An 18101-nucleotide genomic window follows, 5' to 3' on the forward strand; every position below is an offset into this window, starting at 1 on the left:
AGAGAAGATTATGACACAAATTATATTTTTACCTCATGAAGAACTATGTCCTGATGGTGCGGTTTTGGAAGCTCAGCCAGGTGAGTCGGTATTAAATGTTGCACTAAAAAATGGTATTGGTATTGAGCATGCTTGTGAAAAAGTATGTGCGTGCACCACTTGTCATGTCATTGTTCGAGAAGGGTTTGATTCCTTAGACGAAGGTGATGAGTTAGAAGAAGATTTACTCGATAAAGCATGGGGACTTGAAGCCGAGTCACGTTTGAGTTGCCAAGCGATTGTTAAGGATGAAGATTTAGTTATTGAGATCCCTAAATATACCTTGAATCACGCGGCAGAAGACCATTAATTCTAAGGTGCATTAAGCGTTACATCTTCATCAGATGAATGGTGTAAAAAAATTAGTGTTTTATGTGGGTTTTGTTATAATCTGCGCAAATTCGATACGTCATACGACAAAATATTTACTTGGAGCCCAAAATGGCCTTACAAAGAACTTTTTCAATCATTAAACCTGATGCAGTTGCAAAAAACGTTATCGGTGCTATTTACAACCGCTTTGAGTCTGCGGGTCTGCGTATTGTTGCATCTAAAATGGTTCACCTTAGCCGTGAACAAGCTGAAGGTTTCTACGCTGAACACAGCGAGCGTCCTTTCTTTGGTGCTTTGGTTGATTTTATGACTTCTGGGCCAGTGATGGTTCAAGTGCTTGAAGGTGAAAACGCTGTTTTAGCAAACCGTGAAATCATGGGTGCAACTAACCCAGCAGAAGCTGCAGCGGGTACTTTACGTGCTGACTATGCGGCTTCGATTGATGAAAATGCGGTACACGGTTCTGATGCTCCAGAATCAGCGGCGCGTGAAATTGCATATTTCTTCTCTGAAGAAGAAGTTTGCCCACGTACTCGCTAAGCAAACAATCATTGTTTTTTGAAAGGGGAGCATTAGCTCCCTTTTTTGCCTTTTATTTTAGCTTTAAGTTTTTATAAGTGAGATAGTCAATGACTGCTGTTGCTGTTGAGAAAAAAACAAATCTGCTGGATTTAAACCGTCAAGGGATGCGTGATTTTCTTTCATCTATTGGCGAAAAACCTTTCCGTGCAGATCAAATTATGCAATGGATTTATCACCATGGTGTCAGCAATATTGATGACATGACAAACATCAACAAAGTACTTAAAGCTAAGTTAAAAGAACACGCAGAAATCGTAGCTCCGGAGATCGCTTACCAACAAAATGCCAGTGATGGCACCATTAAATTCGCGTTAAAATTAGCCGGCGGTCAAGAAGTCGAATCGGTCTGGATCCCTGAAACCGACCGCGCAACTTTGTGTGTGTCTTCTCAGGTTGGCTGTGCGCTAGAATGTACTTTCTGCTCAACCGCGCAACAAGGTTTCAATCGCAATCTTTCTGTGAGTGAAATCATCGGTCAGGTATGGCGTGTTGCGACAACTATTGGTTTATCAAAAGATACGAAGCAACGTCCGATCACTAATGTAGTAATGATGGGAATGGGCGAACCTTTATTGAACCTGAAAAATGTCGTGCCAGCAATGGAACTGATGATGGATGACTACGGTTTTGGTTTATCAAAACGTCGCGTGACACTGTCAACATCCGGTGTAGTACCTGCGCTTGATATGCTGGGCGAACAAATTGATGTGGCGTTAGCGATTTCGTTACATGCGCCAAATGATGAACTGCGCAATGAAATCGTTCCCGTAAACAAAAAATACAACATTGAAACTTTTCTGGCTGGGGTACGTCGTTATTTAGATGTTTCTAAAGCCAATCAGGGTAAAGTGACTGTAGAATATGTGATGTTGTCACACATCAATGACAGTACCGACCAAGCACATGAATTGGCAAAAGTGCTGAAAGGGACGCCATGTAAAATTAACCTGATTCCATTTAACCCTTACCCGGGTTCACCTTACTTATGTTCGAGTAATTCTCGCATCGACCGTTTTGCAAAAGTACTGATGGCAGCTGGTTATACAGTGATGGTGCGCAAAACACGTGGCGATGATATCGATGCTGCTTGTGGACAGTTAGTAGGTGATGTGGTTGATAGAACAAAACGCTTATTAAAAAAGCGCGAGAAAGGCGAACCAATTTCTGTCAAAACAGACAAACAATAACGTATAATCATTTCAAGGATAGATATAAATGTGGAACGATATGCTGAACTGGGCTAAAACATGTTGTTGCATACTGCTGATAACACTAGCAGGATGCTCGAGTACCCTAGAAGAACAAGCCGTCAATGTCACTGACCCTCTGGCTGCAGCAAAAACGCGTATCTCATTAGGTTTGTCCTATCTAGAAGCCGAAAACTACAAACAAGCTAAATTTAATTTAGACAAAGCTCTCAGTTTTGCTCCTCGTTATGCTAACGTCCATTACGGTTTGGCATACTATTTCCAACAAGTTGATGAGATTGAAAAGGCGCGGGATAGTTACCAAACAGCTGTCGGTTTAGCGCCCAAAGATCCAGAAATTGCGAATGCTTTCGGTTCGTTTTTGTGTACCCAGGGAGAGTATGCTGAGGCGACAACGCGATTTATGCAAGCCATTGATAATCAGAGTTATTTAGCTACGGCGGAAACCTACGAGAACCTTGCGTTATGTGCAACATCCCAAGGAGATTCGAGTGCTGCGATTGGGTATTTACAAAAAGCATTAAATCATCAACCGAATCGTGCCAAAAGTCATTTTTTGTTGGCCGAATTGTATTTTGCTGACAAGCAATACAACCAAGCTTTGAAGTCATTAGGCCAGTTTGAACGGGTATCTGGTATTACAGCCGATTCTGTTTATATGACGTATCAAATTGCTGCAGCACAAAACAATACGAAATCGATGCAAGCATGGGCTAAGATGCTGCAAACGCGTTTCCCGCATCACCCACATGCCAAAGCGACTCAACATGTACTTGTGCAAACTGACATGGCAGAGTCGGCGTCCAGTGCGCACAATGGACTAGATGCTGAAACCAAGCCCGTTAGAAAATTAACTCCGAATTTTACTGAATATAAGCGACATATTTTGGCCAAAGGTGAGACCTTGTTTCGTCTGTCAGTGAAGTACCGAGTTACGGTACAGGATCTTATCGATTGGAATGAGTTATCCGATATTAATCGATTAAAAGTCGGGCAGTCGTTAATTGTTGGGCCACAGGATTAATTTAAGGAAAATTGCATGAGCGATTATGAACAGACCGAGGCTGTACCTATCAGTCCAGGTTTTTTGTTACAAGAAGCACGCAAGAAATTAAATTTAACGGTTTCGGAGATAGCCATCCGTTTATTATTGAAAGAAGCCGTGGTCATAGGATTAGAGAATGATGATTACGGAGCGACGTTGTCTCCCACATTCATCAAAGGATACTTGCGGTCATATGCTAAATTAGTTGAGCTGGATCCAGAAGATATTATTGCTGCTTATAATGATATTTCAGGGATAGATATCCAGCAAAAATCACGTATGCAAAGCTTTTCTCGTAAAATTTCACGTGATACTTATGATTCTAGATGGATGTATGTTACCTATGGCATCATTTCTGTAGTGATTATTTTAATTGGCTTATATGCTTGGCAGAATTCAGGAAATAGTCTGGTAGAAGTCACTGCCAACACGAATAGCAGCATAGTGTCCACGAATGAACAAGAGCAAACCTCAACTGGCGTGACTCAGAGTGCCCCTGTGTTACCAACCAACCAAGCTGAAACGGCAGAGCAGGCCGAACAAGAACCGTTTACCCGCATTGAGCAAAGACCAAATGTAGCAACGTCTGCTAATGTATCAATAGGCCCAGAAAACACCGCTCGCCAGGCTACGACGGTGAACAATGATAGTATCCCAGAATTTGTCGAGGTGGAAAATGACCGGAATATTACGACGGTATTAGCGGCTTTAGAAAATGCAGATCCAGATGTATCAAGCTCGGAAGTTTTAGCCTCCGCTACTGACAATCCAACCAACTTAACCGGTAACGATACCCTTAATGACGCCCAACAAAATACGCTGTTGAATATCGTTCGTGAGAATGTCCAGAGCACGATTGAGAACGATGTGTTGTCCGATACGGTTGAACTGGTGTTTACGTTTGAACAAGATTGTTGGATAAAAATTACTGATGCAACGGGTGAGGACATTGCTTATGGCGTTAAAAAAGCAGGTCGAGTTATGCCTGTTTCTGGTCAAGCCCCATTTTCCGTTATTCTGGGAGCGCCCAAAGGCGTTGCCATCACGTTTGCGGGAAGTGATGTTGATATCAGTGCATTCCCAACAAATGCTACGGCACGTTTTACTTTACCATTACAGGAAACTTTGTAGTTATGTTTGCTGAATCTCCAATAACCAGACGAAAATCTTTACGTATCAACGTTGGGTCTGTGCCCATCGGTGATGGTGCACCTATTGCGGTGCAGTCCATGACGAATACACCCACTACGGATGTTGCTGCAACTGTTGACCAAATCAATCGTATTGTCGGAGTCGGAGGAGAAATCGTCCGAGTGTCTGTCCCAACGATGGATGCAGCAGAGGCATTTAAAGAAATCCGCAAACAAGTTTCGGTACCACTGGTGGCTGATATTCACTTTGATTATCGTATTGCCTTAAAAGTAGCGGAATACGGTGTGGATTGCTTGCGTATTAATCCAGGTAATATCGGTAACATGGAACGGGTACGTTCAGTTGTTGATTGTGCTAAAGACAAAAATATTCCGATCCGCATCGGGGTGAATGGTGGGTCGTTGGAAAAAGATCTGCAAGAAAAATACGGAGAGCCAACACCTGCAGCACTGGTTGAATCAGCTATGCGCCATGTTGATATTTTAGATAAGTTGAACTTTGATCAGTTTAAAGTTTCCGTCAAAGCCTCTGATGTGTTTTTAGCTGTTGGTGCTTATAGAGAGTTAGCCAAACAAATCGTACAACCGCTTCATTTAGGTATAACAGAAGCAGGTGGAATGCGTTCTGGCTCGGTGAAAAGTGCAGTAGGGTTAGGGATGCTTTTGGCTGAAGGGATTGGTGATACGTTACGGGTATCTTTAGCTGCAGATCCCGTCGAGGAGATTAAGGTGGGTTTTGATATTCTTAAATCACTCAGGATCCGCTCTCGAGGCATTAATTTTATTGCCTGTCCAAGTTGTTCTCGTCAGGAATTCGATGTGATATCGACCGTTAATGCCTTAGAGCAACGCGTCGAGGATATTTTGACACCCATGGATGTTTCGATTATTGGCTGTGTCGTAAATGGACCAGGCGAAGCTGAAGTCTCTGATTTAGGTTTAACTGGCGCCCGAAATATGAGTGGTTTTTATCTTGATGGGGAACGCCAAAGAGAACGTATTGCCAATGACAATTTAGTCGATGTATTGGAGCAAAAAATCCGTGCTAAAGCCGCTATGTTAGACCCAGCCCAGCGCATAGCCGTCACGTCAGTAGACAAATAAAAAAGCGTCAATGGTAGGTTCTCGGGTTATTCTGTCGTAAATTACTAAAGAATCCGACTGAAAACTATACCTATATCAATAAAGCCCCTATAATATGGGGCTTTATTATTTACAGGAAGTGGCATATTCGTCCTTCCTTACGACCATATCTTAAATTTTACAGGGTATAATAACGTGGCAAAAACACTGCAAGCTATCCGCGGCATGAATGATTGTTTACCAGCTCAGACTGGTATTTGGCAATATGTAGAGCAGATCCTTCGGGAGACTGTTGCACAATACGGATATCAAGAAATCCGTATGCCAATTGTGGAAAGCACAGAGCTTTTTAAGCGCTCTATTGGTGAAGTGACAGATATTGTTGAAAAAGAAATGTATACCTTTGATGACCGCAATGGTGACTCATTGACTTTGCGTCCAGAAGGTACAGCAAGTGCTGTTCGCGCAGGAAACCAGCACGGTTTGATTTATAATCAACAGCAGCGATTGTGGTATCTCGGTCCAATGTTTCGTCATGAGCGTCCACAAAAAGGACGTTATCGCCAGTTTCACCAATTTGGTGTAGAAACTTATGGCTTGGCGGGACCTGACATCGATGTTGAGGTCATTGCGCTTTCAGCTCGGTTATGGCAAGCCTTTGGTATCTCTGAGCAGGTACGTTTAGAAATTAACTCACTAGGCTCTAACGCAGCGCGTTTGGCTTACAAAGAAATTTTAGTGGCTTACTTGGAAGCACATAAAGACGCATTAGATGAAGATAGCCAACGTCGTATGTATAGCAATCCATTACGTGTGTTGGATAGTAAAAACCCTGACGTACAAAAAATCGTCAGTTCAGCACCTAAATTACAAGATCATTTAGATCCTGAATCAGCAGCACATTTTGCTTTGCTCAAAGAACGTTTAGATGCATTGGGTATTGCCTATACAGTTAATCCTAACTTAGTACGTGGTTTAGATTACTACAACGCGACAGTTTTTGAGTGGGTGACAGATGCCTTGGGTGCACAGGGTACGGTATGTGCTGGTGGCCGTTATGATGGTTTGGTCGAACAGTTAGGTGGAAAATCATCTCCAGCGGTAGGCTTTGCCATGGGCATGGAGCGTTTGATTTTACTTTTAACGGAACTTGGTTTAACGGATGCTGTCCGAGCACCTGTAGATATCTATGTTACTGCATTAGGTGACGAAACAGCTGCTTATGCACAAAAAGTTGCAGAATTTTGCCGTGATAACACACAACTGCGTATCCAAATGCACTGTGGTGGTGGTAATATGAAAAAACAAATGAAACGAGCGGATGCCTCAGGTGCAAAAGTGGCCTTATTACTCGGCGCAACTGAAATGACTGAAGCAACAGTCACGATAAAGTACATGCAAGGTGAAGTTGAGCAAAGTCGTTGTGAGCTCAGCGCGTTACCAGCGCAATTACAAGATTATTTTAACTAAGCGAACAGGTACACTTTCGTTTAGGTATTTTTGGTTTAAGAAAAGCTGTATACAGCAATAAAGGAAACAACATGGAACAATTCGAAACAGAAGAACAACAAGTCGAAGCCATCAAACGTTTTTGGAAAGAAAATGGTGTAGCCATTGTTATCGGTGCTGTGCTCGGCCTAGGTGGTTTGTGGGGCTGGCGCTATTATGATGAGTCACAAATAACCGCTAAAGAAAGTGCTTCAGAGGCGTACCAAGAAATGCTAGTGGGTTTGTCTCCAGATAGTACAGTAGCTGATTTAGAACCTTTCATCCAAGCAAATCCGGGTAAAACATATACGACATTAGCCAGTTTAATTGCAGCACAAACGGCTGCTAACCAAGATGATTTAGCTAAAGCAGCAGAACTATTGGCTGCGGCCGTTGCCAATGAATCTGACCTCGCATTAAAAGATCTAGTCAATATCCGTTTAGCGCGTGCTTATTACGGTTTAGGCGAAAATCAACAAGCGTTAGCGACACTTGCTAACATGACAACAGAAGCTTTTGTTTCTGCTAAAGAGGCGTTACGTGGTGATATTTTAGTTGCCCAACAAGACTTTGCTGGTGCGACTGCTGCGTACCAGGCTTCACTCGATGCGAAAGATGACGCGAACGTTAAAATGCGTCTTGATGATGTTGCTCTTCAAGCCGCCAACGCAGGATAAACTATGTCTTATTTCGCTATTCGTAATATCGTTACAGCAACAGGCCTCGCCTTATTATTATCTGGATGTAGTTCGCTTTCTTCGGTCGGCACAGCAGTGGGTAATTTATTTGTAGATGAAGAAGAGTTAGAGATTCGTGTGTTAGCCCCGATTGAATCAAAAGTTGCGGTTAACGTGGCTTGGCAAACACAAGTAGGTTCTGGTACTGGAGAGTTTTTCTCAGGTTTACAACCGGCATTTGCAGATAACAAAATTTTTGTTGCAGATCGCCAGGGCAAAGTGGTTGCTTTAGATCCTTCTGGAAAGGAGTTATGGTCTACCCGTCTTGGTGGCAGTGCAGGTTGGTTTAGTTCTGGTACCTCAGCAAAACTATCTGGTGGCTTAAATGTCGGTGCTGGCAAAGTTTTTGTAGGTACGGAAGATGGTCGTTTAGTGGGGTTAAATACTGAAACAGGCGCTGTTGAGTTTGATACTACCGTGGTGGGTGAAATTCTAGCACGCCCGATGATTGATTCTGGTATGGTATTTGTTAATACCACAGCAGGACGCTTATTTGCACTTGATATAGCAACTGGTGATGAAGTGTGGATGCATGAGTCAGATGTGCCAGCACTTTCTTTACGCGGTATTTCGACCCCTACAGTAACTAATGGTGGGGTATTAGTTGGTACGGGTACTGGCAAACTCCAAGTAAATATCATGGAGACTGGACTGATTGCTTGGGAAGCAACGGTAACGACGCCATCTGGTGCAACTGAACTAGAACGCATTATTGATGTCGATTCCCAACCTATTCTCTACAACGGTATTGTGTATGTAGTCTCTTTTAACGGTTCATTAGCAGCGGTTGAACTGCGTAGTGGACGAGTGGTTTGGCAACGTGAGTATGCCAGTTATCGCGACTTGGCCTTAGTGGGTACAAAATTAATAGTGACCACAAACAATGGTAATGTCTTTGGTTTGGATAGTCGTAATGGTGTTGAGCTATGGTCACAGTCAAGCTTGAAAGGTCGAGCATTAACGGCACCTTCGGCCTATAAAGGGAATGTGATTGTGGGTGACAAATATGGTGCAGTACATGTTATTGATATTAACGAAGGTGGATTACTTGGCCGTGCGTTATTAAACGATAGCGAAGATGCCAAGTTTAATGCACCTGCAGTAGTGGCTGGTGAGCAAATCATTATGCAAAATGTCCAAGGTAAAGTTTACGCATTAACGCTACAATAAACAGGCGTTATAAACGTCTACTTGGCACAATATATTCGCCTGTAATTTTCACTTAACCAGCTTAGGCTGGTTTTGTATTTAGTAAGTCTTCATATTTTAAAGGAAACACCATGTTACCTGTCATCGCCTTAGTTGGCCGTCCCAATGTCGGTAAATCCACGTTATTTAACCGTTTAACCAATACGCGGGATGCGTTGGTCGCTGACTTTCCAGGATTGACGAGAGACCGTAAATACGGTCAAGCCAATGTCGATGGTCGCCAGTTTATCGTGATTGATACTGGTGGTATCACTGGTGATGAGGAAGGCATTGATGCCGCCATGGCAGAACAATCTTTGTTGGCAATAGATGAAGCTGATGTAGTGTATTTTCTAGTGGATGCACGAGCGGGCTTAACTGCAGCGGATCAGGGGATTGCAGATTATCTGCGCAAGCAAGAAAAAACAGTATATGTCGTCGCGAATAAAGTCGATGGTATTGATGGTGATAGTGAGTCTGCCGAATTTTTTGCGATGGGTATGGGCGATGTCCAACAAATTGCAGCTGCACATGGTCGAGGTGTCGCGCAATTACTCGACTTATCTTTGGATCCGTTACTTCCGCACTTCCCCGATATGGCCGCGATTGAAGATGAGCGCAACGATGACGATGAAAACGCCCAAGCACAATTAGAGCGCCTCCAAAGCTTGCCGATTAAACTAGCGATTGTCGGTAAGCCTAACGTGGGTAAATCTACCTTAACCAATCGTATTTTAGGCGAAGATCGCGTGGTGGTTTATGACCAACCTGGCACCACTCGCGATAGTATTTTTATTCCCATGATGCGCGATGAAAGAGAGTATGTGCTGATTGATACGGCAGGGGTACGGAAGCGTCGTAAAATCAATGAAGCAGTAGAAAAGTTCTCGATAGTCAAAACATTACAAGCGATTGAAGAATCCAATGTTGTGTTGCTGGTGATTGATGCTCGTGAGGGCATCACAGATCAAGATTTAAGTCTGTTAGGGTTTATCCTGAACTCAGGGCGTTCTTTAGTCCTTGCCGTGAATAAATGGGACGGTTTGGACCAATATATTAAAGACGAGGTGAAGCGTGAATTAGACCGGCGCTTAGGATTTGTTGATTTTGCCCGTTTACACTTTATTTCAGCGTTACATGGTACAGGTGTTGGCCATTTGTTTGAATCTGTCCAAGAAGCCTATGCATCAGCAACTAAACGAATAAATACTGCTATGCTCACTAATATCATGGAAATGGCCCAAGACGATCATAATCCGCCAATGATGCGTGGGCGAAGAATCAAAATGAAATATGCACATGCCGGTGGGTATAATCCTCCAGTGATTGTTATCCATGGCAATCAAGTGTCTGATCTGCCTGATTCTTATAAACGTTATCTGATGAACTATTTCCGTAAATCATTACAGACCATGGGGACTCCGATTAAAATCGAGTTTAGAGAAGGTGCGAATCCGTTTGAAGGTAAACGCAATAAGTTAACGTTGTCCCAAGAACGTAAACGTAAACGCCTCCTGGCATTTCACAAGAAAAAATAAGAAACCTCTCGTATCACTTGTTCGGTAAACATTGCAATGTGACTGATAATTGCTTATAAATTAAACATAGGTACTTATTTAGTTATATTGCGGTGGCACTCCCATGAACTCATCAAGTCAGTTACTTTGTTGTATAGGTCTATTCTTTCTACTGATACCAAATACTTTCGCACAAACCGCAGTATTGGAGAATCAGTCGCGCTCAGTGAAATCCGTCAATGTCGCAGATGTGAAACTTAAAACAACATCGCCTAAAAAGTTAAAAAAACGTTTACTCGAAGAGGAAGAGTTGCCTGAGATCCAAGATAACTTAGAAACTATAGGGATAGTTTCAGGTGTACCCATGTCATATTACCGAAGACAAATCGAGATTGCGGAATTAGATTTTTATGATTTGTACAATTCGTTAGCGGATGAAAGTAAGTACTTGATGTATTGCCGAAGAGAAGCGAAGGTGGGTTCTAAAATTAAGCGCATGGCCTGCTATCCACAATATTTTCTTGAGGTCTACTCACAAATGTCTCAGGACGCTTTTGCGAGTACTCCCACAGATAAGTTAGCAATGGGTATTGTCTACAATCCACCGAGCTTAGATGATATTGAATTTCTCACACAAAGAGATAAGAAAAAAGCCTTAAAATATGTGGAAGATTTAGTCAAAGAACATCCTGCCTTATTAGCAAAACTGCTCAAGATGAATAATGCTATTGAGGTTTACGAGGAACAAAAAGCCAAAAGATAAATGAGATGCGACCCTCATAATTTGACCTATTCAGTTTTACTATTGCTTAGTGAATAGTTATTTATTGACCAAAATATTTGGTTTAGTCTATAAACCTTGGGCTATGATGATATCAATAATAAGGGCTAAGTGAACTTCAGTTATTTGTGAATATCATCTTTTCTAAATGATAAATACCGTTCTGAAAGCCTACCCTATACCACACTCTACATAACTAAAATAAAGGTATATCATGACACATGCTGTTTACCCACATTTATTAGCACCACTAGACCTTGGTTTTACCACGTTAAAAAATCGTACTTTGATGGGGTCAATGCATGTCGGTTTAGAAGAAGAAAAAGGCGGTTTTGTAAAATTAGCGGCATTTTACGCCGCACGCGCAAAGGGTGGCGCAGGCTTAATAGTTACTGGTGGTATTAGTCCAAATATTGCTGGTTGGGTGGCACCATTCGCTGGGCGAATGAGTGCACGTCGACATGCCAAAAAGCACCAAGTCATTACAGATGCTGTGCACGCTGAAGGTGGCAAAATATGCATGCAGATTCTTCACTCCGGTCGTTATGGTTATCACCCTTTTAATGTTTCTGCTTCCGCAGTTAAATCTCCCATTACGCCATTTTCACCAAAGGCACTTTCTAGTCGGGGCGTTCACAAAACGATTAAAGATTATGTCAATAGTGCGCATTATGCCCAACAAGCTGGTTATGACGGTGTAGAAGTCATGGGATCTGAAGGTTACCTGATTAACCAATTCTTCTGTGAACGGACCAATTTTCGGGATGATGAATGGGGTGGTAGTCTAGAGAATCGAGCACGCCTAGCGATAGAGGTCGTATCGCAAATTCGTGCCAAAGTCGGCGTAAACTTCATTATTATTTATCGTCTTTCCATGCTGGATTTAGTGGAGGGAGGTGCACCTTGGGAAGAAGTCGTGTATTTGGCAAAAGCGATTGAAAAAGCCGGTGCAACGTTAATCAATACAGGCATTGGTTGGCATGAATCGCGTGTACCAACTATAGCGACTTCTGTGCCGCGTGCTGCGTTTACTTGGATCACGAAACGCATGAAGTCTGAGGTTAGCATCCCGTTGATCACCACGAATCGAATTAACACACCAGAAGTGGGGGAGTCAGTACTTGCTAACGGCGATGCTGATATGGTTTCTATGGCTCGACCATTTTTAGCGGATCCTGATTTTGTCAACAAAGCTGAGCGTAACCAAGCAGATCAGATCAATACTTGTATTGCTTGTAATCAAGCTTGCTTAGACCATGCTTTTGAGCAAAAGCGCGCGAGTTGCTTGGTCAATCCTCAAGCGTGTTATGAAACAGAACTGATTTTTAAAACCGTTAGCACTCCCAAAAAATTAGCGGTGGTTGGTGCTGGCCCAGCAGGTTTAGCCTTTGCTTGTTATGCTGCTGAACGCGGTCATGATGTTCATTTATTTGATAAAGCAAGCGAGATAGGTGGGCAGTTTAATTACGCGAAACAGGTGCCAGGTAAAGAAGAATTTTATGAGACTTTGCGTTACTTTGCTAAACGACTAGAGGTCACTGGGGTGACGGTTCATCTAGAGAGTGAGGTAGATAGTCAGTTTTTTGCCGAACGAGATTTTGCGGAAGTGATATTGGCGACAGGGATTAAGCCACGTGCGTTATCAATCCCAGGGGCAGACCATGCCAAGGTGATGAGTTACTTGGACGTGCTACGCGATCATAAACCGGTGGGACAAAAAGTAGCAGTGATTGGCGCCGGTGGCATTGGTTTTGATGTATCTGAATTTTTAGTAGAACAAGAAAATTTAACCACTAACAAGGACAAATGGTTAGCACATTGGGGTATTGATCCTGAGTTTACAGCCCCAGGGGCATTAACGACCCCAGTGCGTCACGCTGCTGTTCGAGAAGTGTATTTATTGCAACGGAAATCATCTAAGGTAGGAAAGGGGTTGGGTAAAACCACAGGATGGATCCATCGGACATCGCTTGTGAACCACAATGTACAAATGATACCAGGTGTTCAATATGACAAAATTGATGACGCAGGGTTGCATATCACCGTTAATGATGAAGCAAAGTGTTTAGACGTTGACAATATCATTGTCTGTGCAGGGCAAGAGCCATTTCGCAGTTTATATGATGAATTGACTCAGCAGGGGTTAACGACTCACTTGATCGGTGGTGCAGACGTTGCGGCTGAACTAGATGCTAAACGTGCCATCCGCCAAGGAGCCGAGTTAGCTGCAAAAATATAAATAATGTTCCGTATAGGCTCAGGTAAGTGCTGTATAAACCCTAACTCTGGTTAATCGATTAGCTGGCAATTTCGTGCACATATTGGCTCACCAAGTTCGATGATGACATTTCCGCTTAGAGCACTTTACTACGTATCTCACCATCATGTAATTTGGTGGTGAGCACATCGCCAGTGGTGACATCTTGTGCACGTGTAACCACTTCTTCATCTTTAAAGCTAATACTGTAACCACGGCTTAACGTCGCTAGAGGGCTGACAGAATTCAACATGCCACTGAGTTGTCCTAAGTGCTGTTCTTTGCGCTGAATTTGCTGTTTGTTGCCTTGGTGTAAACGCTGCGCTAGGTTTTCTAAGTGTTGGGCTTTGAAGTTAATTAAGTTCGTTGGTGTCTGTTGAGCTAAACGGTTATGCAACTGATTGGCGGCTTGTTTATGACGGTTTAATAAGTGTTGCATGGCATTGTTTAATTGTATGCTGAGACGGTCAACACTTTGGGCTTGTTGCTCTAATTTATGTTTGGGGTGGTTTTGTTGTAGTTTGCCGGATTTTATTTCAAGTAGGTGTTGTGCTCGCTGGATTTTCTGGATGATAGCGTCGTGTAAACGAGCTTCCATATGTACGATTTGATTCAGTACTTCCAACATATCTTTACTGACGAGTTCAGCTGCTTGTGATGGTGTCGCAGCACGTGCGTCAGCCACAAAATCCGCAATAGTCACATCTACTTCATGGCCAACGGCACTGACTATAGGAAGTTGTGAACTAAAGATAGCGCGGGCTACTTTTTCTTCATTAAAGCACCATAAATCTTCCAATGAACCACCACCTCGACCGACAATAAGCACATCGACTTCACGACGCTGGTTGGCAATAAAAATACTGGAAACGATTTGATCTGTCGCCGCAGTGCCCTGTACTTGAGTCGGATAAATAATGACTTCTATACTGGGATTACGAGTTTCAAGTACCGTTAAAATATCATGCAAAGCGGCTCCAGTAGAGGATGTGATAACGCCTACTTTTTTGATATTAGTTGGTAATGCTTGCTTGGTTTGCGTGGCAAATAATCCTTCGCCAGCAAGCTTGTTTTTTAAAGCATCAAATTGTTGCTTTAACAAGCCTTCACCATCTGCTTCCATATGTTCTACGATGATTTGGTAATCACCGCGCGGTTCATAAAGGCTTATTTTTGCACGTAATAGGATTTTATCGCCATTTTTGGGGCGGACACCAACACGAGAATTGGCACCGCGGAACATGGCGGCCTTGACTTGCGCTTGATTGTCTTTGAGGGTGAAGTACCAATGGCCAGATGCTGCAGCCACAAAATTGGAAATTTCTGCCGTTAACCAAATTTGCCCAATTTGATTTTCTAAGGCATTTTTAGCCATGCGGTTTAATGCACTAACAGTTAAAATTTCACGGGACTGTGACTGGTTAGCATACATAGAAAATAACCCTTTTAGACATGATTGAAAATGTTGTCATGGAAAATGCAATTTATAGTTTACCTACACCATAAAAGCCCCTATAATTGTACCGCAATTAACACCCTTTCACTAAAGGTTATTTGCATGCTAAGAATTGCTCAAGAAGCACTCACTTTTGATGATGTTCTCATCGTTCCTGGACACTCACAAGTCCTACCTCACACTGCCAACTTGCAAACGCGTTTAACGCGCAAAGTGAATTTAAATATTCCTTTGATTTCTGCTGCTATGGACACAGTTTCAGAAGCTCGTTTGGCAATTGCATTAGCCCAGGAAGGCGGCATTGGCTTTATTCACAAAAACATGTCTGCGGAACAACAGGCCGCGCACGTTAGACAAGTGAAAAAATATGAATCAGGAGTGGTCTCTGACCCGGTTACCGTTGCTGCAGAAGCAACCATTGGCGAAGTAAACGAACTTAGTCAACGCCTAGGGTATTCTGGATTTCCTGTCACGGACAAAGATAACAACTTAATTGGGATTGTGACGGGCCGAGATTTGCGTTTTGAAACACATCTTGATGCGTCTATTGCTACTGTGATGACGCCCAAAGAACGTCTGGTTACGGTGAAGTCTGGTGAGTCATCTGAGCGCGTTTTAGAATTAATGCATGAACACCGTATTGAAAAAATCCTAGTAGTGGATGATGCGTTTAAACTACACGGTCTAATCACAGTAAAAGATTTCCAAAAAGCAGAAAATAAGCCCAATGCATGTAAAGACGAGTTAGGTCGTTTACGTGTAGGTGCAGCTGTTTCTGTTGGCCCAGGTACAGATGAAAGAATTCAAGGCTTGGTAGAAGCAGGTGTTGATGTGTTACTTATAGACACTTCCCATGGGCACTCCCAAGGCGTGATTGACCGCGTTAAAAAAGTGCGTGCCGATTATCCTGATGTACAACTGATTGCGGGTAATGTAGCAACCGGTGCAGGTGCTCGAGCATTAGCAGAAGCGGGGGTCGATGCTGTAAAAGTAGGGATAGGTCCAGGTTCTATTTGTACTACTCGGATTGTCACTGGTTGTGGTGTGCCTCAAATCACTGCGATTTCAGATGCAGTTGATGCCGTTGCCGATATGGATATTCCGGTCATTGCGGATGGTGGTATTCGTTTCTCTGGTGATATTGTCAAAGCCTTAGTAGCCGGTGCCAGCTGTGTGATGGTTGGCTCTATGTTAGCTGGAACAGAAGAAGCGCCAGGTGAAGTAGAACTGTATCAAGGTCGCTATTACAAATCTTATCGCGGGATGGGTTCTTTAGGTGCAATGAATCAAAGCAATGGTTCATCTGACCGTTATTTCCAAGATAGTAAAAACGCTGAAAAATTAGTCCCTGAGGGGATTGAAGGTAGAGTGGCTTACAAAGGACCTATTACCAATATAATTCATCAACAAATGGGCGGTTTACGTTCAGCGATGGGTTTAACCGGCAGTGCGACTATTCATGAACTCAACACTAAACCAGAGTTTGTTAAAGTAACAGCTGCAGGTATGGGTGAGTCACATGTACATGATGTTAGCATCACCAAAGAAGCGCCTAACTACCGTTTAGGTTAAGTAACCCACATTTTTTAACAGGCTGGAATTTTCTCCAGCCTGTTTTGTTTTTATAAAGAGACAATGACATGACTGCGAATATTCATTCACAAAAAATTCTTATCCTAGACTTTGGTTCTCAATATACCCAATTAATCGCGCGTCGCGTACGAGAAATCGGTGTTTATTGTGAGCTTTGGGCGTGGGATGTTACAGAAGAACAGATCAAAGGGTTTGCGCCTGATGGGATTATCTTATCTGGTGGTCCAGAGTCAGTCACTGAAGCTGGTTCACCGCGAGCTCCTGAGTATGTATTTAACGCAGGTGTTCCAGTCTTAGGTATCTGTTATGGTATGCAAACTATGGCAGCTCAACTAGGTGGTGCAGTGCAAGGTTCAGATGTTCGTGAATTTGGTTATGCACAAGTAGAAAGTGTGGCAGCAAATGCACTCTTTGCCAAGATCGAAGATCATATCGCTCCATCTGGTAATGCGTTATTGGACGTGTGGATGAGCCATGGTGATAAAGTCTCTGCTATACCTGAAGGTTTTACCAAAGTAGCACAGACTGATAGCTGTCCGTTTGCTGCGATGGCCAACGAAGATAAAAAGTTTTACGGTGTACAATTCCACCCAGAAGTGACGCATACTCGCCAAGGTGAACGTTTACTCGCGAACTTTGTATTGAATATTTGTGGTCTAGAAAAGTTATGGACACCAGATGCGATTATTGAAGATGCGGTCGCACGGATCAAAGAAAAGGTCGGAGATGATGAAGTTATCCTTGGCCTTTCTGGTGGCGTAGACTCGTCTGTTGTAGCGATGTTATTACACCGTGCTATCGGTTCAAAGCTGACATGTGTATTCGTTGATAATGGTTTGTTGCGTCTTAACGAAGGCCAGCAAGTCATGGATATGTTTGGCGATCACTTTGGGTTGAATATCATTAAAGTAGAGGCAGAAGAACGCTTCCTAAATGCTTTAGCCGATGAAAGTGACCCAGAAGCTAAACGCAAAATCATTGGTCATGAGTTTGTTCGAGTCTTTGACGAAGAGGCTAGCAAGTTAGTCAATGCTAAGTGGTTAGCTCAAGGCACAATTTACCCTGATGTTATTGAATCTGCTGGTTCGGCGACGGGTAAGGCTCACGTGATTAAATCTCACCATAACGTGGGTGGTTTACCTGAAGACATGGAAATGGGCCTAGTGGAGCCGTTACGTGAATTATTTAAAGATGAAGTACGTAAAATTGGTCTAGAACTAGGTTTGCCATATGACATGTTGTACCGTCATCCTTTCCCAGGTCCTGGTCTAGGTGTACGAGTGTTAGGTGAAATCAAGAAAGAATATTGTGATTTGTTGCGTCGGGCTGATGCCATTTTCATTGAAGAACTGCATGCAGCTGATCTGTATCATAAAGTGAGTCAAGCATTTACCGTATTCTTGCCTGTGCGCTCCGTAGGGGTAATGGGTGATGCGCGTAAATATGACTGGGTTGTTTCTTTACGTGCAGTGGAGACGATTGACTTTATGACAGCGCATTGGGCGCATTTACCATATGATTTCTTGGGGAAAGTGTCTAATCGTATTATTAATGAGATTGATGGGATTTCACGAGTGGTTTACGATGTCAGTGGCAAGCCTCCTGCGACGATTGAGTGGGAGTAAGTCCTATCTTGTGAGCAT

General features: G+C 43.0%; 15 protein-coding genes. 14 read left to right on the top strand and 1 reads right to left on the bottom strand.

Features of this window, described 5'->3' with window-relative positions; translation table 11 throughout:
• The first annotated feature begins 10 nt into the window (after window positions 1-10).
• The 12 genes from fdx (at window position 11) to NLF92_RS06300 (ending at window position 13391) form a co-directional block, all read left to right on the top strand.
• The gene (fdx, locus tag NLF92_RS06245; protein WP_254099913.1) at window positions 11-349 is read left to right on the top strand and encodes an ISC system 2Fe-2S type ferredoxin; all 339 of its coding nucleotides are present in this window, start codon (window positions 11-13) and stop codon (window positions 347-349) included.
• Window positions 350-480: 131 nt separating this feature from the next.
• Window positions 481-912 (top strand): nucleoside-diphosphate kinase, encoded by a 432-nt coding sequence (ndk, locus tag NLF92_RS06250; protein ID WP_254099915.1) that lies wholly within the window; start codon window positions 481-483, stop codon window positions 910-912.
• Window positions 913-1001: 89 nt separating this feature from the next.
• Window positions 1002-2141, top strand: coding sequence for a dual-specificity RNA methyltransferase RlmN (gene rlmN, locus NLF92_RS06255; protein ID WP_254099917.1), 1140 nt, complete (start codon window positions 1002-1004; stop codon window positions 2139-2141).
• Window positions 2142-2169: 28 nt separating this feature from the next.
• Window positions 2170-3186 carry a type IV pilus biogenesis/stability protein PilW gene (gene pilW / locus NLF92_RS06260; RefSeq protein WP_254099919.1) on the top strand — a complete coding sequence of 339 codons (1017 nt, stop codon included), beginning with the start codon at window positions 2170-2172 and terminating at the stop codon, window positions 3184-3186.
• Between the two features lie 15 nt (window positions 3187-3201).
• The gene (locus NLF92_RS06265; RefSeq protein ID WP_254099921.1) at window positions 3202-4338 is read left to right on the top strand and encodes a RodZ domain-containing protein; all 1137 of its coding nucleotides are present in this window, start codon (window positions 3202-3204) and stop codon (window positions 4336-4338) included.
• 2 nt (window positions 4339-4340) lie between these two features.
• A complete protein-coding gene (ispG, locus tag NLF92_RS06270; protein ID WP_254099923.1) occupies window positions 4341-5462 on the top strand; it encodes a flavodoxin-dependent (E)-4-hydroxy-3-methylbut-2-enyl-diphosphate synthase in 1122 nt (373 codons plus the stop codon).
• 174 nt (window positions 5463-5636) lie between these two features.
• Window positions 5637-6911: a histidine--tRNA ligase gene (hisS, locus tag NLF92_RS06275; protein WP_254099925.1), complete on the top strand. Its 1275-nt coding sequence runs from the start codon at window positions 5637-5639 to the stop codon at window positions 6909-6911.
• Between the two features lie 71 nt (window positions 6912-6982).
• Window positions 6983-7606 carry a YfgM family protein gene (locus NLF92_RS06280; protein WP_254099927.1) on the top strand — a complete coding sequence of 208 codons (624 nt, stop codon included), beginning with the start codon at window positions 6983-6985 and terminating at the stop codon, window positions 7604-7606.
• A gap of 3 nt (window positions 7607-7609) precedes the next feature.
• On the top strand, window positions 7610-8836 hold the full coding sequence (gene bamB, locus NLF92_RS06285) for an outer membrane protein assembly factor BamB (protein ID WP_254099929.1): 1227 nt from the start codon (window positions 7610-7612) through the stop codon (window positions 8834-8836).
• A 110-nt stretch (window positions 8837-8946) separates the two neighbouring features.
• Window positions 8947-10392: a ribosome biogenesis GTPase Der gene (gene der, locus NLF92_RS06290; RefSeq protein ID WP_254099931.1), complete on the top strand. Its 1446-nt coding sequence runs from the start codon at window positions 8947-8949 to the stop codon at window positions 10390-10392.
• Window positions 10393-10495: 103 nt separating this feature from the next.
• On the top strand, window positions 10496-11134 hold the full coding sequence (locus NLF92_RS06295) for a hypothetical protein (RefSeq protein ID WP_254099933.1): 639 nt from the start codon (window positions 10496-10498) through the stop codon (window positions 11132-11134).
• Between the two features lie 232 nt (window positions 11135-11366).
• A complete protein-coding gene (locus tag NLF92_RS06300) occupies window positions 11367-13391 on the top strand; it encodes an NADPH-dependent 2,4-dienoyl-CoA reductase (protein ID WP_254099935.1) in 2025 nt (674 codons plus the stop codon).
• 115 nt (window positions 13392-13506) lie between these two features.
• Here the strand turns inward: NLF92_RS06300 and xseA are convergent, their stop codons facing one another.
• Complete coding sequence (gene xseA / locus NLF92_RS06305; protein ID WP_254099937.1) at window positions 13507-14841, bottom strand: exodeoxyribonuclease VII large subunit; 1335 nt, start codon at window positions 14839-14841, stop codon at window positions 13507-13509.
• 126 nt (window positions 14842-14967) lie between these two features.
• Here xseA and guaB point away from each other — a divergent pair, with 126 nt between their 5' ends.
• Window positions 14968-16437 carry an IMP dehydrogenase gene (guaB, locus tag NLF92_RS06310; protein ID WP_254099939.1) on the top strand — a complete coding sequence of 490 codons (1470 nt, stop codon included), beginning with the start codon at window positions 14968-14970 and terminating at the stop codon, window positions 16435-16437.
• 68 nt (window positions 16438-16505) lie between these two features.
• A complete protein-coding gene (gene guaA, locus NLF92_RS06315) occupies window positions 16506-18083 on the top strand; it encodes a glutamine-hydrolyzing GMP synthase (protein ID WP_254099941.1) in 1578 nt (525 codons plus the stop codon).
• The last annotated feature ends 18 nt before the right edge of the window (window positions 18084-18101 follow it).

Source organism: Opacimonas viscosa (assembly GCF_024199005.1).
In the GTDB taxonomy this organism is placed as follows: Bacteria; Pseudomonadota; Gammaproteobacteria; order Enterobacterales; family Alteromonadaceae; genus Opacimonas; species Opacimonas viscosa.

Bases quoted from the DNA above. Each gene is read 5' to 3' on its own strand.
- guaB (WP_254099939.1), top strand. From the start codon at position 14,968: ATGCTAAGAATTGCTCAAGAAGCACTCACTTTTGATGATGTTCTCATC.
- ndk (WP_254099915.1), top strand. From the start codon at position 481: ATGGCCTTACAAAGAACTTTTTCAATCATTAAACCTGATGCAGTTGCA.
- rlmN (WP_254099917.1), top strand. From the start codon at position 1,002: ATGACTGCTGTTGCTGTTGAGAAAAAAACAAATCTGCTGGATTTAAAC.
- NLF92_RS06265 (WP_254099921.1), top strand. From the start codon at position 3,202: ATGAGCGATTATGAACAGACCGAGGCTGTACCTATCAGTCCAGGTTTT.
- pilW (WP_254099919.1), top strand. From the start codon at position 2,170: ATGTGGAACGATATGCTGAACTGGGCTAAAACATGTTGTTGCATACTG.
- NLF92_RS06300 (WP_254099935.1), top strand. From the start codon at position 11,367: ATGACACATGCTGTTTACCCACATTTATTAGCACCACTAGACCTTGGT.
- NLF92_RS06295 (WP_254099933.1), top strand. From the start codon at position 10,496: ATGAACTCATCAAGTCAGTTACTTTGTTGTATAGGTCTATTCTTTCTA.
- guaA (WP_254099941.1), top strand. From the start codon at position 16,506: ATGACTGCGAATATTCATTCACAAAAAATTCTTATCCTAGACTTTGGT.
- bamB (WP_254099929.1), top strand. From the start codon at position 7,610: ATGTCTTATTTCGCTATTCGTAATATCGTTACAGCAACAGGCCTCGCC.
- fdx (WP_254099913.1), top strand. From the start codon at position 11: ATGACACAAATTATATTTTTACCTCATGAAGAACTATGTCCTGATGGT.
- ispG (WP_254099923.1), top strand. From the start codon at position 4,341: ATGTTTGCTGAATCTCCAATAACCAGACGAAAATCTTTACGTATCAAC.
- der (WP_254099931.1), top strand. From the start codon at position 8,947: ATGTTACCTGTCATCGCCTTAGTTGGCCGTCCCAATGTCGGTAAATCC.
- xseA (WP_254099937.1), bottom strand. From the start codon at position 14,841: ATGTATGCTAACCAGTCACAGTCCCGTGAAATTTTAACTGTTAGTGCA.
- NLF92_RS06280 (WP_254099927.1), top strand. From the start codon at position 6,983: ATGGAACAATTCGAAACAGAAGAACAACAAGTCGAAGCCATCAAACGT.